Below are 19,496 nucleotides of genomic sequence, written 5' to 3'. Positions count from 1 at the left end.
TTGCACTGACGCGTGACACGTGGTCATGATATGCGCCCGAAAGGCGCGGGGAAACAACGAAAGGGGTGCGGATGCAACGCGCCGGCATTGCCGCGGTCATGCTGTCTCTGGCCCTGCTGGCGGCGGGATACGGCGGGGCCGTGCATCCCGCCGGGGACCTTCTGGCGGTGTTCCGCCTGCCGCTGGCGGGGATCGCGCTGATCGGCCTTGCCTGGCTGCGCCGTCCCCTCGTGCTGGTGCTGCCGGGGCTTGTGCTGGTGGCGACGGCGCTGGGCGGGCAGGCGATGATGGCGGTTTCACCCGGCGGCCCGGTGGCCACGCCGGGCGGCATCACGCTCTACCAGAAGAACCTGCTTTACCGCCCCACCGACCGCAGCGCCTTCCTGCGCGAGATCGCCCGCACGGCGCCGGACGTGCTGACACTGCAGGAGGTCAGCCGGCCCAACCGCTCCGTGCTGGATGCGCTGGCGCCCGCGTATCCCGAACGCCTGCTGTGCCCCTACACGCGCGGCATCGGCGGGGTGGCGGTGCTGTCGCGCTGGCCAGTGGTGCCGGGCAGCCGGTGGTGTGCGTCGGGCCCGGGCGGGATGGCGGCGATGCAGCTCGACGCGCCGCGCGGGCGCCTGTGGGTGGTGTCGCTGCACCTGCACTGGCCGTGGCCCAGGGGGCAGTCCGCGCAGGTCGACCGGCTGATCCCGGTCCTGGCGGGGTTGGAGGGGCCGGTCGTCGTGGCCGGCGATTTCAACGCGGTGGCATGGTCGCACACGGTCGCGCGCATCGCGCGGGCCACGCGCACCGAGCGCGCCGGGCGCACCGCCGTTTCCTTCCGCCTGCCGCCGCTTGGCTATCCGCTGGGCATCGACCACGTTCTGGCCCCGCGCGGCCGGCCGGCGTCCGCGGCGATGCGGCCGTGGCTCGGGTCGGACCACCGGGGCGTGCTGGCGCGGCTGGCCCCGCCCGCGCCCCGCCGCTTCAGCCGCCCATGAGCGCGGCGTCGAAGGGATAGCGTGTCAGGTTCTCGTGGCCGTCCTCGGTGATCAGCACCTGGTCCTCCAGCTTGATCGAGAAATCGCCGCCTTCCTCGCCAACCAGCGCCTCGACGCACAGGACCATCCCGGCCTCGAGCGGGTGGTCGCAGGCCCCGGACACCACGCGATCGGGGTAGGCGACGAGCGGCCACTCGTCGCACAGCCCCACGCCGTGCATCAGGCAGCTGTACTTCTGTTTCTGGAACTTCGCGTCGAGGACATGCGTGTTCGCCGAAAGATCGGGGATCATGACGCCGGGTTTCAGCATCTCCATGTTCGTCATGATGTGCTCGTGCGCGTGCCGCATGGCGTAGATCATGTCGGCGCGCGGTGCCGCGTCGCCGATCCACCAGGTGCGCGAGATGTCGCAGCAGATGCCGTAGCTGCCCACCAGGTCGGTGTCGAAGGCCACGATCTCGTTGTTGCGCAGGATGCGCGGCCCGCATTCCTGGAACCACGGGTTCGTGCGCGGCCCCGAGGTCAGCAGGCGCGTCTCGATCCACTCGCCGCCGCGGCGGATGTTCTCGGCGTGCAGCACCGCCCAGATGTCGGCCTCGCTGGTGTCGCCGCCGGGCACCGCGCGGCGCGCGAACGCCTCCATCTCGGCCACGGAGGTTTCGCAGGCGTGCATGGCGCAGCGCATCGCGCGGATCTCGTCGGGGCCTTTCACGGCGCGGGCCTTCTCGGTGACCTCCTCGCCCTCCATGATCTCCAGCCCCTGCGCCTCGAGCGCCCGCAGCCCGTGCAGCATGGGCTTGTCCACGGCCAGCCGGCGGTTGGCGCCCGCGTGCTCTGACAGCAGCACCCGTACCTCGTTGGCGAAGGTGACGGCGCCCGCGTCGATCCTGTCGCCGCGCGAGAAATAGAACAGGTCCGCGCCCGCGCGCTGTTCCGCCACGAGCGGGTTGAAGGCGCTCAGGAACGGCGCGTTCGCGTAGTCCCAGATCACCATGTGGCCGTCCGCGCACAGGAGCACGGCGCGGAAGGGGTTGTGCGTGTTCCACAGCTGCATGTTCGTGCTGTCGGTCGCGTAGCGGATGTTGAGCGGGTCGAACATCAGCAGCCCGGCATAATCGCGTGCCGCCAGGGTCCGGGTCAGCCGTTCCCAGCGATAGCGGCGCATGGCCTGCAGGTCGGGCAGGTCGAGCCCGGCGGCGGCCCACTCTGCGTAAGCCAGCCGTGTCGGCCCGATCTCGATGCGGTCGGCGTCGTTGAGCGTGGTGTCGCCCAGCACAGCGCCGCGCGTCGGGTCGATCTTGCGCCCGTCGCGGTAATGGGTGGTCATGCCGCATGCCTCCTCCGTTTGTCCCCGGTTTCACGCTGCCGAGGCCGCATGCCGGCGTCGTGCCGGTTTGCGACGCCGCGTCGCGTCGTTTTCGGGCCGGCGTCCCCACGCGCACGGGCGTCGGCGTTAACCGGTTGTTAACCTTTCATCGCGCACCGTGGTGTATCTTGCCGAACAGGGAGGAACCAGGATGAAGCCCGCCGGGCCGCCGACCTGGACGCCAACGGCGGAAGACTTCTTCGCCGACATCGTGGGCGGCTTGGCCGGCACACTGCAGGATGTCGCGGGCCTGGAGGGTGCCGCGGGATTCGTGGCCAGCGTCGGCACGGAGCTTGGCCGCCAGGTCAGCCGTGCGTATGGCGCGGATACGGATTGCTCCGACGCCGAGGCGATCGCCGCGGTCCTCGTCGATTTCAAGCGACGGGTCGGCGGATCCTTCCAGGTCGCCGAAATCACCGCTGACCAGATCGTGCTGACCAATGGCGACTGCCCCTTCGCACAGCGGGTGGAGGGGCGCCCGGCACTGTGCATGATGACGACGGCCGTGTTCGGACGTGTCACGGCGGACGCCAACGGTTACGCCCGCGTGCACGTGGACAAGGCGATCGCCACCGGCCACGATCACTGTCGCGTGGTCATCGCGTTGCGGCGCGATGACGATATCGGGGCGCAGGGCCATGAATTCCTTGCCTGATATGGGCACGGCCGTTTTGCTTGCGGGGTTCGCGTTCGCGCCGCAGCCGGTCCTGCTCGTCGCGCCCGATGGCCGGGTGCGCGGCACCAATCGCCGGGCGGCGAACCTGTTCGCGCTGGACGAAGGGGACAGCATTCTCGACATTGCCGCCGGGGGGCGCCGGGCGATCGCCGATACGCTCGGCAAGGCGGCCACCTGCTCCTTGCCGTTGCCGGTCGCGCTTAACTGCGCAGGGCGGCGCATGCTGTTCACGGCGTGGCGCGTGGCCGGGCCGTTGAGTCCCGAGATCCCGCTTCTGGTGCTGCAGGGCGATGAAAGCGGCAGGATGCTGCACAACCTCGCGGCGGTCGACCTGCAGACCGACCCGACAGAGGGCGCCGATCCCACGTGGCCCCGTCAGAAACAGCAGGACATGGCCGCCGAGGCCGCGCGGCTGCGGCGGCTCAGTGAAACGGACCATCTGACGGGGTTGCTCAATGCGCGCGGGCTGGCCGCGCGCATGCGGCGGGACCTGGCCGCCCCGACGGCGGCGGGTGTTGTGCTCTACGCTGACCTGAACGGGTTCAAGGCGCTCAATGACCGGTACGGCCACGCCGCCGGCGATGCGGTTCTGCGGGCGGTGGGTGCGGCGCTGCGGGATGTCGTCGGCGGGGCAGGCGTCGCCGGCCGGCCGGGCGGGGACGAGTTCGTGCTCTGGTGCCCGGGGCAGGACACCGACGGGCTGGCCCGGCTCCTGTCGCAGACCGAGCGGGCGGTCGCCGCCCCGGTTTCCTGGCAGCCACCGGCCGGGGGCGCGCGGGTCGCGTTGCGCGCCACGGCATCGGTCGGCGGCGCCGCCGCGCCGGAGGACGGCGCAACGCTGGATGAACTTCTGGCGGTGGCGGACGCGCGGATGTACCGGTGCAAGTCGCAGCGCAGGGCAGGGTGAGCACGGGACTTGGCCCGAGCCGTTTTTGCGGATGCGCCCCGGGCCGAACCGGGTTAACCTGCGACCCGCATGACATGCATCCTGCAGACCGCCCTGCCATACGACGTGGCCGCGCACCCCGCCCTGCCGGGGATCGCGCCGCTTGACGAGCGCGACTGGCTGCACGCCGACGAGGCCTTCGCGGCCCAGATGGCCGAACGGGCACGGCTTCTCGCGCAGTGCCGTGAAAGCGTCCTTGCCGTCACGCCCGGCGCGGATGCGGCCGCGCAGGAGCTTCTGGATTTCGTTGTGGACTGGCTGGACCGCCACGCGGCGGGCTATGTCGTCTCGTCGGGTCGCGTGCGTCGGCCCGACGGGGTGACCGTGGCGCTCGATCGCGCCGACCCGATGGGAACTCTGGGCCTGCTGGTGCAGGAGGACCTGTGCCTGATGGAAAAACCCGAGGGGGGCGCCGAGCACGTTCTGACGGCCGCCGTCCTTTGCTTTCCCGCCAGCTGGCGGCTGGCGGACAAGATCGGCCGGCCCCTGCTGGCCATCCACGATCCCGTGCCGGAATACGACGCCAACTTGGCCAGGCGCGTGCAACGGCTGTTCGACGGGGTCCGCCCGGGGCGTCCGCTGTGGCGATACAACGCGCTGGCCTACGCGGATGCTGCGCTTCATCAGCCCCGCTCGCGCAGCGCGCCGCGCACGTTGACGGACCGGCCGTCGGAAGAACATCCCTACCTGCGGTCGGAGCGGCAATGCGTGCTGCGACTGCCGCGCACGCGCGCCTGCGTGTTCTCGATCCACACTTACGTCCTGGCGCGGGATCAGGCCGCCATCGGCGCGTCATAGTGTTCGCGCAGCGCGGTGTAGACCAGCAGCGCCGCGCCGATCGCCGGGACGTGGATCAGCATGGTCGCGCCGAGCGTGTAGACCGTGAGCTTCATCGGCAGAGAGGCTTCCTCGGGCGCCTGACCGCCGGTTTGCCCGCTCATCGCCGCGCGCAGATCCTGTTCAGCCGCGTCTGCCTCCGGAACCGTCTTTTGTTCCGAGGCCCGGGCTGCCGGGTGATACCACGGCGAGGTGCGCCGGGCGGCTTCGTGGAGCCGGGTATGGCCGGTGGCGCACATGACGTTGTCGTCGCTTGCCTGCTGCGCGGCCGCCGGTCGGGTTGCGGCGCGCTCGGTCTCGCGCAGCCGGTCGGACACGAGGTCGATCAGGTCCGCGCCGACGGGCTGGTCTGCCCGGCTGTGCAGCACCGAGTCACAGTCGAGGTAGCCATGCGCGCGGTCCACGATCATGGTCTTGAGGTGCTCGCAGATGTCCGGTGAAACCGGCCCGCCGGTGCCCGGCCGGCCGGCGCCGACGGCGATGACCAGGTACCACGACTCCGTGTCCTGTGCCGGCGGCAACCAGCCCAGGGCGATCCGCACGGCGTCGCGGTCGATGATCGCGATGTCGTCGCAATCCCACGACACGCTGCGCCGTTTCGCCGTGAGGCTGTTCAGCGCGATGTCGAGTTCCTCCACGACATCGGGAAAGTCCATGGCCGGGCGCTTGCTGAACTGAAGGGCCGCGACGGTTCCGGGTTCTCGATAGGTCATCGTTCGTCTTTGCCTCTGACAGGGTCAATCCGAATTAACCCCGACACTTTGGGCGCAGTTTGCTGCAAATGTGGCGCGACGGTGAAAACTGCCGCCGCGCCGTGTCACTCGCTGCCGTCGGCGGGCCGGACCGGCCGTGCCGGGTTGATCACCGGGCGCACGGCGAAGGGAAACGCGGCAGACGGTGTCACGTCGACCTGCACCGCGTGCATGTGCCGCGCGCCGAAGGTCTCCAGCGCCATGACAGTCGGCGCCGTCTTCCGGAAGGGACGGAACATGCGGAACCGGTGGCTGTCGCCGAAGACCAGCAGCACCGGGCGGCCGAAGGCGTTCGCCTCTTCGACCAGAGCCTCGCCGAAGCGCTTGAAGCCGGAATGGCGCAGGAACCCCTCCGGATCCCAAGGCGGGCCGAAGGCGAACTCGAACATGTCGGCATGGATGGCCAGAACGACGGCGCGGGCCTGCGCGGCCTCGGCGAAGCTGGCCCGCAGCCAGCGGATGTTGGCGGCGTCCCGGGCGAAATGCTCTCTTGCGGCGGCCGGGCGCGGCTCGAGGTTGTTGTTCGACCCTACGACATGGGCCGTCACGAACATCACGTCACCCAGCATCGCGCGCACGTTCTCGGGGTAACCCCCGGCGGCCTGTGACCGGACGGTGATCCTCTCGGCCCCGAAGGAGCGGCCGGGATCGGCGAAATAGGTGCGCCGGATGTATGCCAGCCGTTCGACCGGATCGAAGCCACCCGCGGCGGTGCGGTGGCAGTCTGTCCATTCGTTGTCACCGGGGGTGTAGAGGGTGGGCGCTTCGAAACGTTCGAGGAAATCGAGCTGTTCCGAAAGGAGTTCGTCCGAGCACGGGGCGCCGCCGGACTTGGTGTCGCCGACGTGGATCACGAGGTCGGGGTCGATGGCATTGATCCGGTCGATCAGCGCCGCGTAGGGCGGGTAGACCCGCTCGGGCGGCCCGTAGGGCATGTCGCCCAGCACGACGAAGGAAAGCGTTTCGGCGGTGACACATCCCGGCGCGAGTGCCAGCGCCGCCGCGGCAACAAGACGTTTGAGCATCGCGTGACCCCCGGACCCTGACTTCGGTGTGCCGGCAGCCTACACCATCCGCGCGACGTTTTCATGTCGGCGGATGGTCCGCGCCTTCAAGCGGCGAGGCTTGCCACGACACCGATGATCTCGGAGGCGGAGGCCGTCGTGCCGAGGCCGATGAAGGTGCCCGTCAGCGCCATCGACTGGAATGCGAGGCGCGGGTTTTCGCCGCGCAGCATGGTGTAGACCACAAGGGCTGCACCCACCGGCAGCGAGAACAGGGCCACGGCGAAGGACATTATCCAAGCCCCCAGGCGCAGCGGGGCGGAGTCGGCGTGGCCGTCGTTGTCCGCAACGTGATCGCTGCCGTGCCCCTCGGTGGCCGTGGCGGCGGCAGTGTCGGCTTCCGGGGCATGCGCCGGCGCGCCGGCTGGATCCTCGGTGTCGAGACGGGCCTCGAGAATGCGGCTTGTCTCCTCGATCGAGGGGAAGCGGTCGCGCGCGGCATGCGCCGCCCCTGGGGGTGTTTCCGCGGCCGCCGCAGGGGCGGGGCGGTCGGCGCGCGCCCTGGTCGCTGTCCGTTTCAATCCCCTGGCATGCCGGTGCGCGAACCGTCGCGACCAGCCGGCCCGGCGCGGCCGTTCGCCGCGCGCGGCGGCGGCGAAATCCGGTGCGCTTACGACGGTTTCGGGGCTTAGCCACTGGATGTAGTCGCAGCGCAGCGTTTCATGCAGCTTCTTGACCAGATATGCCAGCAGCCGGTCCGAGCGGCCGGTGCCGTCCGGCGCGTCGGCCTCCTCGCCCTCGGCAACCGTGACCAGGATGACCTCCTGGGCGGTGGTCCCGATCATCGGCACCGGCTGTTCGGCTTGCAGGGTGACGCGAACCTGATGTTGCCGGGCGGTAACCCGGACCTGGGTCTGCGAGATCACGCGGATGCCCGTCACCGATTCGCCCAGGGATTGCATCGTGTCGCTGATGCGGCTGCCGAGCGCGGCGATGTCGCGGTCTTCCTTTTCCAGAAAGACCAGCCCGGCCTTGACCCATTGCTTCCCGGTGGTCATTGGCGACCTCCCTGACTTTGCTTCGGCCCGATGGTGCGCGGCAAACGGGTAATGAGTATGTCGCAAATGCGGAAGCATTCGGGCGGGTGCCACAAAAAGGACGAATTAATAAACCTTGAGTTGTCGGGCAGTGATCCAGTCGCCTTGAGCGGAGGCGCCGTCACGGCACTCCCGGCCGGGCGCCAACGCGCGAAGCGAAAGGGGCGCCCCAAAGGGCGCCCCCGGGTGTTCGCCAACCGTGTGGGTCAGCAGCTGTAGTACATCTGGAACTCGACCGGGTGCGGCGTGTGCTCGTAGGCCTCGATCTCTTCCATCTTCAGTTCGATGTAGCCCTCGATCTGGTGCTTGGTGAAGACATCGCCGGCCAGCAGGAAGTCATGGTCGGCTTCCAGGGATTCGATGGCCTCGCGCAGGCTGCCGCAGACGGTGGGAATGCCCTGAAGCTCCTCGGCCGGCAGATCGTAGAGGTTCTTGTCCATCGCCTCGCCCGGATCGATCTTGTTCTTGATCCCGTCAAGCCCGGCCATCAGCAGCGCCGCGAAGCACAGGTAGGGGTTTGCCGAGGGATCGGGGAACCGCGCCTCGACGCGCTTGGCCTTGGGGCTTTCCGTCCACGGGATCCGGATGCAGCCCGAGCGGTTGCGGGCCGAATAGGCGCGCAGCACCGGCGCCTCGAAGCCCGGGATCAGGCGCTTGTAGCTGTTGGTCGAGGGGTTGGTGAAGGCGTTGAGCGTCTTGGCGTGCTTGAGCAGCCCGCCGATGTACCACAGCGCCTCCTGGCTGAGGTCGGCGTACTTGTCGCCGGCAAAGAGCGGCTTGTCGTCCTTCCAGATCGACATGTTGACGTGCATGCCGGTGCCGTTGTCGCCCGCGATCGGCTTGGGCATGAAGGTGGCCGACTTGCCGTAGGCCTGCGCCACGTTGTGGATGACGTACTTGTACTTCTGAAGCTGGTCGCCCTGGTCGGTCAGGCTCGAGAAGATCAGCCCCAGCTCGTGCTGGCAACTGGCCACCTCGTGGTGGTGCTTGTCGACCTTCATGCCCAGCCGCTTCATCGTCGACAGCATCTCGCTGCGGATGTCCTGGCCGTCGTCCACCGGGTTCACGGGGAAATAGCCGCCCTTGACGCCGGGGCGGTGGCCCATGTTGCCCATCTCGTACTCGGTGTCGGTGTTCCACGACGCGTCCATCGCGTCGACCTCGTAGGACACCTTGTTGATCGAGTTGGAGAACCGCACGTCGTCGAACAGGAAGAATTCCGCCTCGGGGCCGAAGAAGGCCTTGTCGCCGATGCCGCTGGATCTCAGGTAGGCTTCGGCCTTCTCGGCGGTGCCGCGCGGGTCACGATCATAGGGTTCGCCGGTGTCGGGTTCCACGATCGAGCAGTGGATGCACATCGTCTTCTCGGCATAGAAGGGATCGATGTAGGCGCTCTCGGTGTCGATCTTCATGTTCATGTCCGAGGCCTCGATGGATTTCCAGCCCTGGATCGAGGAGCCGTCGAACATGAAGCCTTCCTCGAGGAAGTCCTCGTCGACCTCGTCGGCGATCACCGTGACGTGCTGCAGCTTGCCGCGCGGGTCGGTGAAGCGCAGATCGACGTACTCGATCTCTTCTTCCTTGAGCTGCTGAAGAATTGCGTGCTGGCTCATTGCCTTGGTCCCTTTCCTTTCGTTGGGTGCATGTCAGAGCGCGTCCGGGCCGGTCTCGCCGGTGCGGATGCGGATCGCCTGTTCGACGGGGCTGACGAAGATCTTGCCGTCGCCGATCTTGCCGGTCTGGGCGGCCTGCGAGATCGCCTCGATCGCGGCGTCCACCTGGTCCTCCTCGAGGACAACGTCGATCTTCACCTTGGGCAGGAAGTCGACGACGTATTCGGCGCCGCGGTAGAGTTCCGTGTGGCCCTTCTGGCGGCCGAAGCCCTTGACCTCGATGACGCTCAGGCCCTGGATGCCGGCATCCTGAAGGGCCTCCTTCACCTCGTCGAGCTTGAACGGCTTTATGATCGCTTCGATTTTCTTCATGGCGCGCGGCCTCCTCGCCTCGGTGGTCTGCCGCCGTCAGAGCACTTTCCTCGCGGGGCCTCAATCGGCTAGAATTGGTAATCCAATGCGCCGGCGGTTCGCCGGGCGATGATGCACAAAAAATGTGCATAGCGCGCGCAAACTGGGCAATTTGAGAATCCGGAGGCGGAACCGATGGTCGAACTTCTGACCTCGCAACAGATGCGTGCGCTGGAATCCGAGGCCATCGAGTCGGGCGCGGCAAGCGGGCCGGAGCTGATGGAACGGGCCGGCCGCGGCGTGGTCGCGGCGGTCTTCGAACGCTGGCCCGAGCTGGCGCGCACCCCGCACCGGGCCGTCGTCCTCTGCGGGCCCGGCAACAACGGCGGCGACGGCTTCGTCATCGCGCGCCTGCTGAACGACTGGGGCTGGACGGTGGAGGTCTACCTGTTCGGCGAGCCTGAAAAGTTGCCCCCGGACGCGCGCGCAAACCACGACCGGTGGGCCGCGCGTGGCAACGTGCAGCCCTTCGCCGCCGCGCCGCGCTGCGCGGAGGCCGCCGACCTTTTCGTCGACGCCCTCTTCGGCACGGGGCTGGCACGCGCGCTGGGCGGAGAGCTGGCGGACTGGGCACGGGCCTGCGCGCGCGATCCCGGGATCGCGGCGAAAACCGTCGCGGTGGACATCCCCTCGGGCCTGTGCAGCGACAGCGGACGGATGCTCGCCGCCGATTCCGAAACCGCGCGCGCCGCGCTGACCGTCAGTTTCCACGCCGAGAAACCGGGGCACCGTCTGGCCGAAGGGCCGGCGCGCTGCGGCGACACGGTGGTGGCCGACATCGGCCTGGAGGGGCGGGCCGGCGCGGAGGCGGTTCAGCTCAACGCGGCGCCGGCGCCCCGGGTGTTTTCCAAGCAGGCGGACGGCCACAAGTATGGCCACGGCCACGCGCTGGTGTTGTCGGGCGGGCCCGGGCGCACCGGTGCCGCGCGCATGGCCGCCCGCGGTGCGCTGCGCATGGGCGCGGGGCTCGTCACCCTGGGCGTGCCGCCGGCGGCGCAGCTCGAGGTCGCGGCGCAGGTCACGGCCGTGATGCTGCGGCCTGTGCCGGATGCCGCCGGATTGGCCGCGCTGCTGGAGGACAGGCGGCTGAACGCGCTGTGCCTTGGTCCGGGGCTTGGGCTGGGCGATGAAAAGGCCTCGCTGGTCGAAGCGGCCCTGGAAAGCGCCCGCGCGGCGGTGCTCGACGCCGATGCATTGACACTCCTCGGGCGCGACGGCGCCCTCTTCGCGGGGTTGCACGCGGGCTGCGTGCTGACGCCGCATGATGGAGAGTTTTCGCGGCTGTTCCCCGATATCGCGGCGCGGCTGGACGCCGTGCCCGGGGGCGGCCCGGCCTATTCCCGCGTGGATGCCGCGCGTGACGCGGCGCGGCAGGCGGGCTGCGTCGTGTTGCTCAAGGGGCCGGACACGGTGATCGCGGCGCCCGACGGGCGCTGCGTGCTGAATTCGGCGCACTACGACCGTGCGGCGCCGTGGCTTGCCACGGCGGGCGCGGGCGACGTTCTGGCGGGGTTCATCGCCGGGCTGCTGGCGCGCGGCCGCGCGCCGATGCAGGCCGCCGCCGCGGCAGCCTGGTTGCACGTCGACTGCGCGCGCACCCTCGGGCCCGCGATGCTGGCCGAGGACCTGCCGGACGCGCTGCCGCGCGTGCTGGCACGGCTGGAGCGCTGAGCGTTGCATTTTTAATTTGTCCGGCACGCCGCCGAAGGCCATATTCCGACGAGGGCCAAGAGAGGTGCCATGGACCGCTTCGATGACATCCCTGAAACGGCACTGGCCTGGCACCGTGACGGCAAGGGCGCGGCGCTGGCCACGGTCGTAGAGACCTGGGGCAGCGCGCCCCGCCGCGTGGGCAGCCAGCTGGCGATCTCGGGCGAGGCCGAGATCGCGGGCTCCGTCTCAGGCGGTTGCGTCGAGGGCTCGGTGGTGGCCGAGGCGCTCGACGCGATCGAGGACGGGCGCCCGATGATGCTGGAATACGGCGTGAGCGACGACGACGCGTTCGCCGTCGGGCTGGCCTGCGGCGGGACCATCCGCGTGCTGGTCGAGCCCGTGGGCAGCGTCATGCCCGAGGCCCTTCTGCAAGACCTTGTCGAGGCGCGCGCCGCGCGGCAGCCGGTGGCCTATGTCACCGGGGTCGACGTCGAGCGGCGGCTGGAGCGCGCGGGCCACGCCGTGCGTTTCCGCATGGACCGCTCGGGCTTCGAGGATGACGGCGAGACGTTCGTGGCGATCCACAACCCGCCGCTGCGGCTGCTGGTCGTGGGCGCGGTGCATATCGCGCAGGCGCTCGTGCCGATGGCGCGGATCGCGGGCTACGATCCCGTTCTGATCGACCCGCGGGAAACCTTCGCCTCGGAATCCCGGTTTCCCGGCGAGACCATCGTGCACGACTGGCCGGACGAGGCGCTCGAGGCGCACGGGCTGGACGCGCGCACCGCGCTTGTGCTGCTCACGCACGACCCGAAGCTCGACGATGCCGCGCTGGACAGGGCGCTGGGCTCGGATGTCTTCTACATCGGCGCGCTGGGGTCGACGCGCACGCATGCCAAGCGCGTCGCGCGCCTGAAGGAGGCGGGCCACCCGGAGGACGCGATCGCGCGCATCCACGCGCCGATCGGCATGGATATCGGGGCGGCGGGCCCCGCGGAGATCGCCGTGGCGACGCTGGCCGAGATGACGCGCGTGCTGAGGCAGGGCGCATGAAGTTCGGTGACGTGCCCGTTGACGAGGCGGAGGGCGCGATCCTCGCGCATTCGCTGCATGTCGCGGATGGCAAGCTGCGCAAGGGGCTCCGGCTGACGTGCGACCACGTTGCCGCGCTTCGCGCGGCCGGGCTGACCGAGGTCACGGTGGCCCGGCTCGACGCGGCCGATGTGCACGAGGACACCGCCGCCGCGCGGCTGGGCGCCGCGCTGGCCGATGGCGCGGCGCAGGTCAAGCTGTCGAACCCGTTCACGGGACGCGTGAACCTGACGGCGGCGGGGCCGGGCGTGGTGCGGCTCGATGCAGGGCAGGTGAACGCGGTCAACGCGGTCGACCCGGCGATCACCGTGGCCACGGTGCCCGACCACCGGCAACTGGCCGCCGGCGGCATGATCGCCACGGTCAAGATCATTCCCTACGCGGTGCCCGAGGCCGACCTCGATCGTGCGGTCGCGCGTGGCCGCGGCGCCGTCGGGCTGGCGCCGCCGCGGCTGTCCACCGCCAGCCTGATCGTCACCGACATTCCCGGCGGGCCGGGCACCAAGGGCACGCAGGCCATCTTGGACCGGCTGACCGCGCTGGACGTGGCGCTGATCGAGACGCGCGTGTGCGCCCACGAGGAGCCGGCGCTGACGCGCGAGATCGCCGCGGCGGAGGGCGAGGTCGTGCTGATCCTGACGGGCTCGGCCACGTCGGATGCTGCCGATACCGCCCCGGCGGCGCTGCGCGCGGCCGGCGGGCGGCTGGAACGGTTCGGCATGCCGGTGGACCCCGGCAACCTGCTGTTCATCGGCGACCGGCACGGGCGGCCGGTGATCGGGCTGCCCGGCAGCGCGCGTTCGCCGGTGCTTCACGGCGTCGACTGGGTGCTGTCGCGGGTGGTCTGCGGCCTGCCGGTGAGCGCGGCCGACATCGCGGCGATGGGGGTGGGCGGGTTGCTCAAGGAAATCCCGACGCGCCCGCAGCCGCGTCGCGGCGGCAAGAGTTGACCAGAAACAGGGTTCTCAACGCCCCGGCAGCGTGCTTAACTTTCCGCAGCGAACAACATAGCCAACTTGGGAGGAACCGATGCCACAGGTCAGCATGACCGTGAATGGCAAGCCAGCGTCCGGTGACGTCGAAGGCCGCACGCTGCTTGTCGAATTCCTGCGCGAAAACGTGGGCCTGACGGGAACGCACGTGGGCTGCGACACCAGCCAGTGCGGCGCATGCGTTGTCCATGTGGACGGCCGGGACGTGAAGGCCTGCACCATGTTCGCCGCCGAGGCCGAGGGCGCCGAGGTGACCACGATCGAGGGCATGGGCGAGCCGGACGGCACGCTGCACCCCGTCCAGCAGGCGTTCCAGGACCATCACGGGCTTCAGTGCGGCTTCTGCACGCCCGGCATGGTGATGAGCGCCGTTGCCCTGCTGGAAAAGAATCCCAAGCCGAGCGAGGCGGAGATCCGTGATTACCTCGAGGGCAACATCTGCCGCTGCACCGGGTATCACAACATCGTGAAGGCGATCATGGCCGCAAGCGGCCAGGACGTCGGCCGGATCGCCGCGGAGTAGCACGCGGCGCGCGCGCTCACCGCCCCCTTGCGGCCTTTCTTTCCGACAAGGCCCGGCAGGGCAGATGAGCGGCACCGCAACAAGGATGGGTGGACCTTCACACCCACAGGGAGGAAATCGAAATGCCCAAGGACGCAACCATCGGCGCCGGCGACAAGCGGCGCGAGGACGTGCGGTTCCTGACCGGAACCGGCAACTACACCGACGACATCAATCTCAACGGGCAGGCCTACGTGCATTTCCTGCGCTCTGACGTGGCACACGGCCGGCTGAACAGGGTCGACACATCGGCCGCCGAGACCATGCCCGGCGTGCTGCGCGTCTTTACCGGCGCGGATTTCGCCGAGGTGGGCGGGCTGCCCTGCGGCTGGCAGGTCACCGACAGGCACGGCCAGCCCATGCAGGAGCCGGCGCACCCCGTGCTGGCACAGGCCAAGGTGCGCCATGTCGGCGACCCCATCGCCGCGGTCGTGGCCGAGACGCGCGAGCAGGCCCGCGACGCCGCCGAGGTGATCGAGCTGGACATCGAGGAGCTTCCGGCGGTGGTGGACATGAAGGCGGCGCTGGACGGCGATGCGCCGAAGGTTCACGACGAGCTGGAGAACAACCTGTGTTACGACTGGGGGTTCGTGGAGGACAACAAGGCGGCCGTCGACGCGGCCTTCGAGGCCGCCGCGCATGTCACCACGCTGGAGCTGGTCAACAACCGCCTGGTCGCCAACGCGATGGAGCCGCGGGTGGCGGTGGGGGATTTCAACCGCGCCACCGGTGACAGCACGCTCTACACCACCAGCCAGAACCCGCACGTGATCCGGCTGCTGATGGGGGCCTTCGTGCTGGGGATCCCCGAACACAAGCTTCGGGTCGTCTCGCCCGACGTGGGCGGCGGCTTCGGATCCAAGATCTTCCACTACGCCGAGGAAGCCTTCTGCACCTATGCGGCCAAGGCGCTGAACCGGCCCGTGAAGTGGACGGCCACCCGTGGCGAGGCGTTCGTGAGCGACGCCCAGGGCCGCGATCATGTCACCACGATCGAACTCGCGCTGGACGCCGACAACAACTTCACCGCCATCCGAACCGAGACCTACGCGAACATGGGCGCCTACCTTTCGACGTTCGCGCCCTCTGTGCCGACCTGGCTGCACGGCACGCTGATGGCGGGCAACTACCGCACGCCCAACATCTACGTGAACGTGAAGGCGGTGTTCACCAACACGGTGCCGGTGGACGCCTACCGCGGTGCGGGGCGCCCCGAGGCGACCTTCCAGCTCGAGCGGGTGATCGACAAGGCCGCGCGCGAACTGGGCGTGGACCCGATCGCGCTGCGCCGGCAGAACTTCGTCACCGAGTTTCCCTATGAAACGCCGGTGGCGGTGGCCTATGACACCGGCGACTACAACGCCACCATGGACAAGCTCGAGGAGATCGGCGACCTCGGCGGGTTCGAGGCCCGGCGTGCCGAGAGCGAGAAGAAGGGCATGCTGCGCGGGCTCGGCGTGAACTGCTACATCGAGGCCTGCGGCATCGCGCCCAGCAACCTTGTCGGCCAGCTCGGTGCGCGTGCCGGGCTGTACGAATCGGCCACGGTCCGGGTGAACGCCACCGGCGGGATCACGGTGATGACCGGCAGTCACAGCCACGGGCAGGGGCACGAGACCTCTTTCGCGCAGGTGGTGGCCGACATGATCGGCATCGACGCCTCGATGGTCGAGATCGAGCACGGCGACACCGCCAACGCGCCGATGGGCATGGGCACCTACGGCTCGCGCTCCATCGCGGTGGGCGGCAGCGCCATGGTCCGCGCCACCGAGAAGGTGATCGCCAAGGCCAGGAAGATCGCCGCACACCTGATGGAGGCCAGCGAGGGCGACATCGAGCTCAAGGATGGCCAGTTCACCGTGGCGGGCACCGACAAGTCCGTGGCCTGGGGCGACGTGACGCTGGCGGCCTACGTGCCGCACAACTACCCGCTCGAGGAGATCGAGCCGGGGCTGGAGGAAACCGCGTTCTACGACCCGGCGAACTTCACTTATCCCTCCGGCGCCTATGCCTGCGAGGTCGAAGTCGATCCGGAAACCGGCAAGGTCACGATCGAACGGTTCGCCGCCGCCGACGATTTCGGCAACATCATCAACCCGATGATCGTCGACGGGCAGGTGCATGGCGGCATCGGCCAGGGCATCGGCCAGGCGCTGCTGGAAAACTGCGCCTATGACGAGAACGGCCAGCTTCTGTCGGGGTCCTACATGGACTACGCCATGCCGCGGGCCGACGACGTGCCGTTCTACGCCGTCGATCATTCCTGCCAGACGCCCTGCACCCACAATCCGCTGGGCGTGAAGGGATGCGGCGAGGCCGGTGCCATCGGCAGCCCGCCCACCATCGTGAATGCCGTGGTCGATGCGCTGCAGCGCGGGGGCCATGACGTCAAACACATCGACATGCCGCTGACGCCGTCGCGCGTCTGGGCCGCGATGCAAGGGTAAGGAGGTCCACGAGATGTATGCATTCGATTTCACCCGGCCCAGGACGATCGACGAGGCTGCCAAGGCACTGGGCGCGGAGGACGCGCAGGCGCTGGGCGGCGGACAGACACTGATCCCCGCGCTCAAGCAGCGCCTGGCGATGCCGTCGACGCTGGTCAGCCTGTCCGCGATCCCCGAGATGCAGGGCGTGTGCCGCGCCGACGACGGCTCCGTCTGCGTGGGCGGGGCCACGCCGCACGCCGTGGTGGCCGCACAGGCGGCGGGCGATTTCCCGGCACTTGCGGATCTGGCGCTCAACATCGGCGATCCCGCGGTGCGCAATCGTGGCACCATCGGTGGCAGCCTGGCCAACAACGATCCCTCGTCGTGCTACCCGGCCGCCGTGCTGGGTACGGGCGCGACCGTCGTCACCAACACGCGCAAGATCGCGGCCGACGAGTTCTTCGACGGCATGTTCACGACCGCGCTGGAGGAGGGCGAGATCATCGTCGAGGTCCGTTTCCCCGTGCCGCGGCGCGCGGCCTACGCGAAATTCGAACAGCCCGCGTCGCGCTTCGCGCTGGTCGGGGCCTTCGTCGCACAATACGACGACGGCGTGCGCGTGGCCGTGACCGGCGCGTCGGAGGATGGCGTTTTCCGCTGGGCGGAGGCCGAAAAGGCTCTGGGCGCGGAGTTCTCGGCCGACGCGCTGGACGGCATGGCGCCTTCGGCCGAAGGCATGATCGGCGACCTGCACGGATCGCCGGAATACCGCGCGCACCTCGTTGGGGTAATGACCCGCCGCGCCGTGGCCGCCGCGGGCTGAAATCCCCGCGCGTTCAAGCACGTCAACGATGAAAGGCCCCGTCGCGGCGGGGCCTTTCCCTTGTGCGCGGATTGACACGGCGCCAAGCGCACCCGGCGCGCGCGGCACGCATGCGGCTGTCAGCAGCCGATCTCGCCGCCGACCTCGAGCGGTTCCAGCATCATGGTGCGCGCGCCCTCGAAAGGCGTGGGTTTCCACTGGCCCCGGCTGCCTTCGCCGGCCCAGCCCCATTGGCCACCGCGGATCGTGCCGGTTTTCGACAGCACGTCGAAGTCGAACCAGCCGGTGCGACCGCCGTTGGTGAAGTGTCCGACGAAACCGTTGCCGTCCCACATGCCCGCGATCACGCCCTTGTCGGCGTATTCGCCCAGCACGAACAGGTCGCGGGAGGTCAGGTCGAGCATCCCGTAGCGGCTGTCATAAAGCCCGTCCATGATCGCGCGGTCCTGTGGCAGCGTGCGGGTCGTGCCATTGCGGGCGAAGTTGCGCAGCGTGTCGGGGGCCGCGCCCGTGCGCCGGCCGGTCCATTCGCCCGCGGGCGGCTCGCCGTGCCACGACCAGAGGCCCCCGAAACGGTCCGGGGTGGTGTCGTCGAGGATGAACTGGAAACTGCCGCTGCGTTCGCCGTTGGTGAACACGCCCGAGGCGCAGTTGCCGTCCTCGGCCACCCGGCCGACGAGAATGCCGCGGCCGGCGTAGTCGCCGATGACGTAGGTGTAGGGATCGCGCCGGATCTGGTGCAGGCGCAGTTCGCCGTGGTTGGTTGCCCAGCGGCCCTCGAACGGCTCGATCACGATGGGCGGGGTAAAGGTGTCGGCCTGCGATGTCGCGGCGGCGGGGCCGGCGACGCAGGCCGCCAGGGCGGCGGCGCAAAGGGTGCGCAGCGTGGAAAGGGTAAAGGGTTGCATGGGTGATCTCCCTGTCATGGCTCGGTTGGCTTTGCATGGCCAGCCGTGGCACAGGGGCGGCGTGTCATCCAATAGCGGCCCGGTGATACCCGGTGTCAGGCGGCGTCACCCGTCCGCCGGCCGACGCGCCACGAAGTCGATCAGCGCGGAATGCCCGCTGTGGCCGGTGCCTTCCTCGATCACCCGTTCGTAGGCGTGGTTCTCGAGGATCTCCCAGCCCGCGAAGGCCCGGGCCAGCATGGCTTCGGTGTACATGTTCTCCGGGTAGGGTGGCCCGCCGGTGCCGTAGTCCACCTGCCTTGGCGTGTAGCCATGCAGCAGGACAAGGCCGCCGGGTTTCACGCTGCGCTCCATTCCATCGAACAGGGCGGCACGGTCATCGGGGCCGACGAACTGGATGAAGATCCCGGCCACGAGATCGAATTCGTCGGGCCAGTCGTGTGCCATGACGTCGACCTCGCGGAAATCGACGTCCACGCCACGCTCCCGCGCAAGGGCGCGCGCCTTTTCGATCGCGGAAGGCGCGTATTCCAGTGCGGTGACGCGCATGCCCTTCCCGGCCATGAAAACGGAATTGCGCCCCTCGCCGTCGGCCACGGCCAGCGCCGTGGCGCCCGGGGTCAACAGGTGGGCGTGGTCAAGCAGGAACTGCGCCGGGGCGGTGCCGAACAGGTAATCCGGCGTGGCGAAACGCTCTTCCCACATGGCGGGCCTTTCCGGGGCGGCGGGCGAACGCGCACCCGCGTTGGTTACTTGGCCGTCGGCGCGATGATCATGATCATCTGCCGGCCTTCCATCTTCGGCATGTTCTCGACCTTGCCGATCTCCTTGACGTCCTCGGCGACGCGCTGGAGCAGTTCGCGGCCCAGGTCCTGGTGGGCCATCTCGCGGCCCCGGAACCGCAGCGTGACCTTCACCTTGTCGCCGTTCTCGAGGAACTTCATCACGTTGCGCATCTTGACGTCGTAGTCGTGCGTGTCCGTGTTCGGGCGGAACTTGACCTCCTTGACCTCGATGACCTTCTGTTTCTTCTTGGCCTCGGATTCCCGCTTCTGTTGTTCGTACTTGTACTTGCCGAAATCCATGATCTTGCAGACCGGCGGGGTCGCGTTCGGCGAGATCTCCACCAGATCGAGCCCGGCGTCCTCGGCCATCTCCATGCCGCGGGCGGGGGGGACAACGCCCACGTTCTCGCCATCGGGGCCGATGAGCCGAATCTCGGGGGCTCTGATCCGACCGTTCACTCTTGGTCCGGTGTCGCGCGTCGGCGGCGCGTTGTGGGGTCTGCGGGCTATGGCCTTGTTCCTTCGATTGTTGGCGGAATTTGATGTTCGAAGGTAAACGCGCCC

Annotated in this window: 19 protein-coding genes; 10 read left to right on the top strand and 9 right to left on the bottom strand. The window is 69.1% G+C overall.

From position 1 onward, the window contains the following. The first annotated feature begins 98 nt into the window (after nucleotides 1-98). Nucleotides 99-986 (top strand): endonuclease/exonuclease/phosphatase family protein, encoded by an 888-nt coding sequence (locus tag CEF10_RS09165; protein WP_157932989.1) that lies wholly within the window; start codon nucleotides 99-101, stop codon nucleotides 984-986. Here CEF10_RS09165 and dddP read toward each other — a convergent pair. Then, nucleotides 973-2,313 (bottom strand): dimethylsulfonioproprionate lyase DddP, encoded by a 1,341-nt coding sequence (dddP, locus tag CEF10_RS09160; protein ID WP_101067878.1) that lies wholly within the window; start codon nucleotides 2,311-2,313, stop codon nucleotides 973-975. The genes CEF10_RS09165 and dddP overlap by 14 nt on opposite strands. A gap of 190 nt (nucleotides 2,314-2,503) precedes the next feature. Between dddP and CEF10_RS09155 the strand changes: the two genes are divergently transcribed. From CEF10_RS09155 to CEF10_RS09145, 3 genes are all read left to right on the top strand, one after another. Further along, nucleotides 2,504-3,007: a methanogen output domain 1-containing protein gene (locus tag CEF10_RS09155; RefSeq protein WP_101067877.1), complete on the top strand. Its 504-nt coding sequence runs from the start codon at nucleotides 2,504-2,506 to the stop codon at nucleotides 3,005-3,007. 1 nt (nucleotide 3,008) lies between these two features. Then, the gene (locus tag CEF10_RS09150; RefSeq protein ID WP_157932988.1) at nucleotides 3,009-3,935 is read left to right on the top strand and encodes a GGDEF domain-containing protein; all 927 of its coding nucleotides are present in this window, start codon (nucleotides 3,009-3,011) and stop codon (nucleotides 3,933-3,935) included. Nucleotides 3,936-4,004: 69 nt separating this feature from the next. After that, nucleotides 4,005-4,772 carry a heme-dependent oxidative N-demethylase family protein gene (locus CEF10_RS09145; protein WP_101067875.1) on the top strand — a complete coding sequence of 256 codons (768 nt, stop codon included), beginning with the start codon at nucleotides 4,005-4,007 and terminating at the stop codon, nucleotides 4,770-4,772. Here CEF10_RS09145 and CEF10_RS09140 read toward each other — a convergent pair. The 5 genes from CEF10_RS09140 to CEF10_RS09120 all read right to left on the bottom strand — a co-directional run bounded on the left by CEF10_RS09140 (nucleotide 4,748) and on the right by CEF10_RS09120 (nucleotide 9,649). Next, nucleotides 4,748-5,524 carry a hypothetical protein gene (locus CEF10_RS09140; RefSeq protein WP_101067874.1) on the bottom strand — a complete coding sequence of 259 codons (777 nt, stop codon included), beginning with the start codon at nucleotides 5,522-5,524 and terminating at the stop codon, nucleotides 4,748-4,750. The two genes, CEF10_RS09145 and CEF10_RS09140, sit on opposite strands and share 25 nt — an antisense overlap. 104 nt (nucleotides 5,525-5,628) lie before the next feature. Further along, nucleotides 5,629-6,588, bottom strand: coding sequence for a metallophosphoesterase family protein (locus CEF10_RS09135; protein ID WP_101067873.1), 960 nt, complete (start codon nucleotides 6,586-6,588; stop codon nucleotides 5,629-5,631). 86 nt (nucleotides 6,589-6,674) lie between these two features. Next, on the bottom strand, nucleotides 6,675-7,625 hold the full coding sequence (locus tag CEF10_RS09130) for a hypothetical protein (RefSeq protein WP_101067872.1): 951 nt from the start codon (nucleotides 7,623-7,625) through the stop codon (nucleotides 6,675-6,677). A 245-nt stretch (nucleotides 7,626-7,870) separates the two neighbouring features. After that, a complete protein-coding gene (gene glnA, locus CEF10_RS09125; protein WP_101067871.1) occupies nucleotides 7,871-9,277 on the bottom strand; it encodes a type I glutamate--ammonia ligase in 1,407 nt (468 codons plus the stop codon). Nucleotides 9,278-9,310: 33 nt separating this feature from the next. Then, nucleotides 9,311-9,649, bottom strand: coding sequence for a P-II family nitrogen regulator (locus tag CEF10_RS09120; RefSeq protein WP_101067870.1), 339 nt, complete (start codon nucleotides 9,647-9,649; stop codon nucleotides 9,311-9,313). A 174-nt stretch (nucleotides 9,650-9,823) separates the two neighbouring features. On the opposite strand from CEF10_RS09120, the gene CEF10_RS09115 reads away from it, so the two are divergent. The 6 genes from CEF10_RS09115 (at nucleotide 9,824) to CEF10_RS09090 (ending at nucleotide 17,239) form a co-directional block, all read left to right on the top strand. Next, nucleotides 9,824-11,359, top strand: coding sequence for an NAD(P)H-hydrate dehydratase (locus tag CEF10_RS09115; protein ID WP_101067869.1), 1,536 nt, complete (start codon nucleotides 9,824-9,826; stop codon nucleotides 11,357-11,359). 69 nt (nucleotides 11,360-11,428) lie between these two features. Continuing rightward, a complete protein-coding gene (locus tag CEF10_RS09110; protein ID WP_101067868.1) occupies nucleotides 11,429-12,394 on the top strand; it encodes an XdhC family protein in 966 nt (321 codons plus the stop codon). Next, nucleotides 12,391-13,383 carry a molybdopterin-binding protein gene (locus tag CEF10_RS09105; protein WP_101067867.1) on the top strand — a complete coding sequence of 331 codons (993 nt, stop codon included), beginning with the start codon at nucleotides 12,391-12,393 and terminating at the stop codon, nucleotides 13,381-13,383. The genes CEF10_RS09110 and CEF10_RS09105 overlap by 4 nt, the downstream gene beginning before the upstream one ends. Nucleotides 13,384-13,462: 79 nt before the next feature. Further along, a complete protein-coding gene (locus CEF10_RS09100) occupies nucleotides 13,463-13,948 on the top strand; it encodes a (2Fe-2S)-binding protein (RefSeq protein WP_101067866.1) in 486 nt (161 codons plus the stop codon). Nucleotides 13,949-14,070: 122 nt separating this feature from the next. Further along, nucleotides 14,071-16,434, top strand: a complete 2,364-nt coding sequence (locus tag CEF10_RS09095; RefSeq protein WP_101067865.1) for a xanthine dehydrogenase family protein molybdopterin-binding subunit — start codon at nucleotides 14,071-14,073, stop codon at nucleotides 16,432-16,434. Between the two features lie 13 nt (nucleotides 16,435-16,447). Next, nucleotides 16,448-17,239, top strand: a complete 792-nt coding sequence (locus CEF10_RS09090) for an FAD binding domain-containing protein (protein WP_101067864.1) — start codon at nucleotides 16,448-16,450, stop codon at nucleotides 17,237-17,239. 119 nt (nucleotides 17,240-17,358) lie between these two features. On the opposite strand, the gene CEF10_RS09085 is transcribed toward CEF10_RS09090, so the two are convergent. From CEF10_RS09085 to infC, 3 genes are all read right to left on the bottom strand, one after another. Further along, on the bottom strand, nucleotides 17,359-18,147 hold the full coding sequence (locus CEF10_RS09085; protein WP_101067863.1) for a hypothetical protein: 789 nt from the start codon (nucleotides 18,145-18,147) through the stop codon (nucleotides 17,359-17,361). Nucleotides 18,148-18,252: 105 nt separating this feature from the next. Next, the gene (locus CEF10_RS09080) at nucleotides 18,253-18,852 is read right to left on the bottom strand and encodes an SAM-dependent methyltransferase (RefSeq protein ID WP_101067862.1); all 600 of its coding nucleotides are present in this window, start codon (nucleotides 18,850-18,852) and stop codon (nucleotides 18,253-18,255) included. Between the two features lie 44 nt (nucleotides 18,853-18,896). Then, on the bottom strand, nucleotides 18,897-19,391 hold the full coding sequence (gene infC / locus CEF10_RS09075) for a translation initiation factor IF-3 (RefSeq protein WP_232796453.1): 495 nt from the start codon (nucleotides 19,389-19,391) through the stop codon (nucleotides 18,897-18,899). Nucleotides 19,392-19,496 lie beyond the last annotated feature (105 nt).

It is taken from the genome of Roseovarius salinarum (assembly GCF_002834145.1).
In the GTDB taxonomy this organism is placed as follows: domain Bacteria; phylum Pseudomonadota; class Alphaproteobacteria; order Rhodobacterales; family Rhodobacteraceae; genus Roseovarius; species Roseovarius salinarum.
Note: the sequence above shows the minus strand (reverse complement) of the source record. Positions and strands in the feature narration are given on the sequence as shown.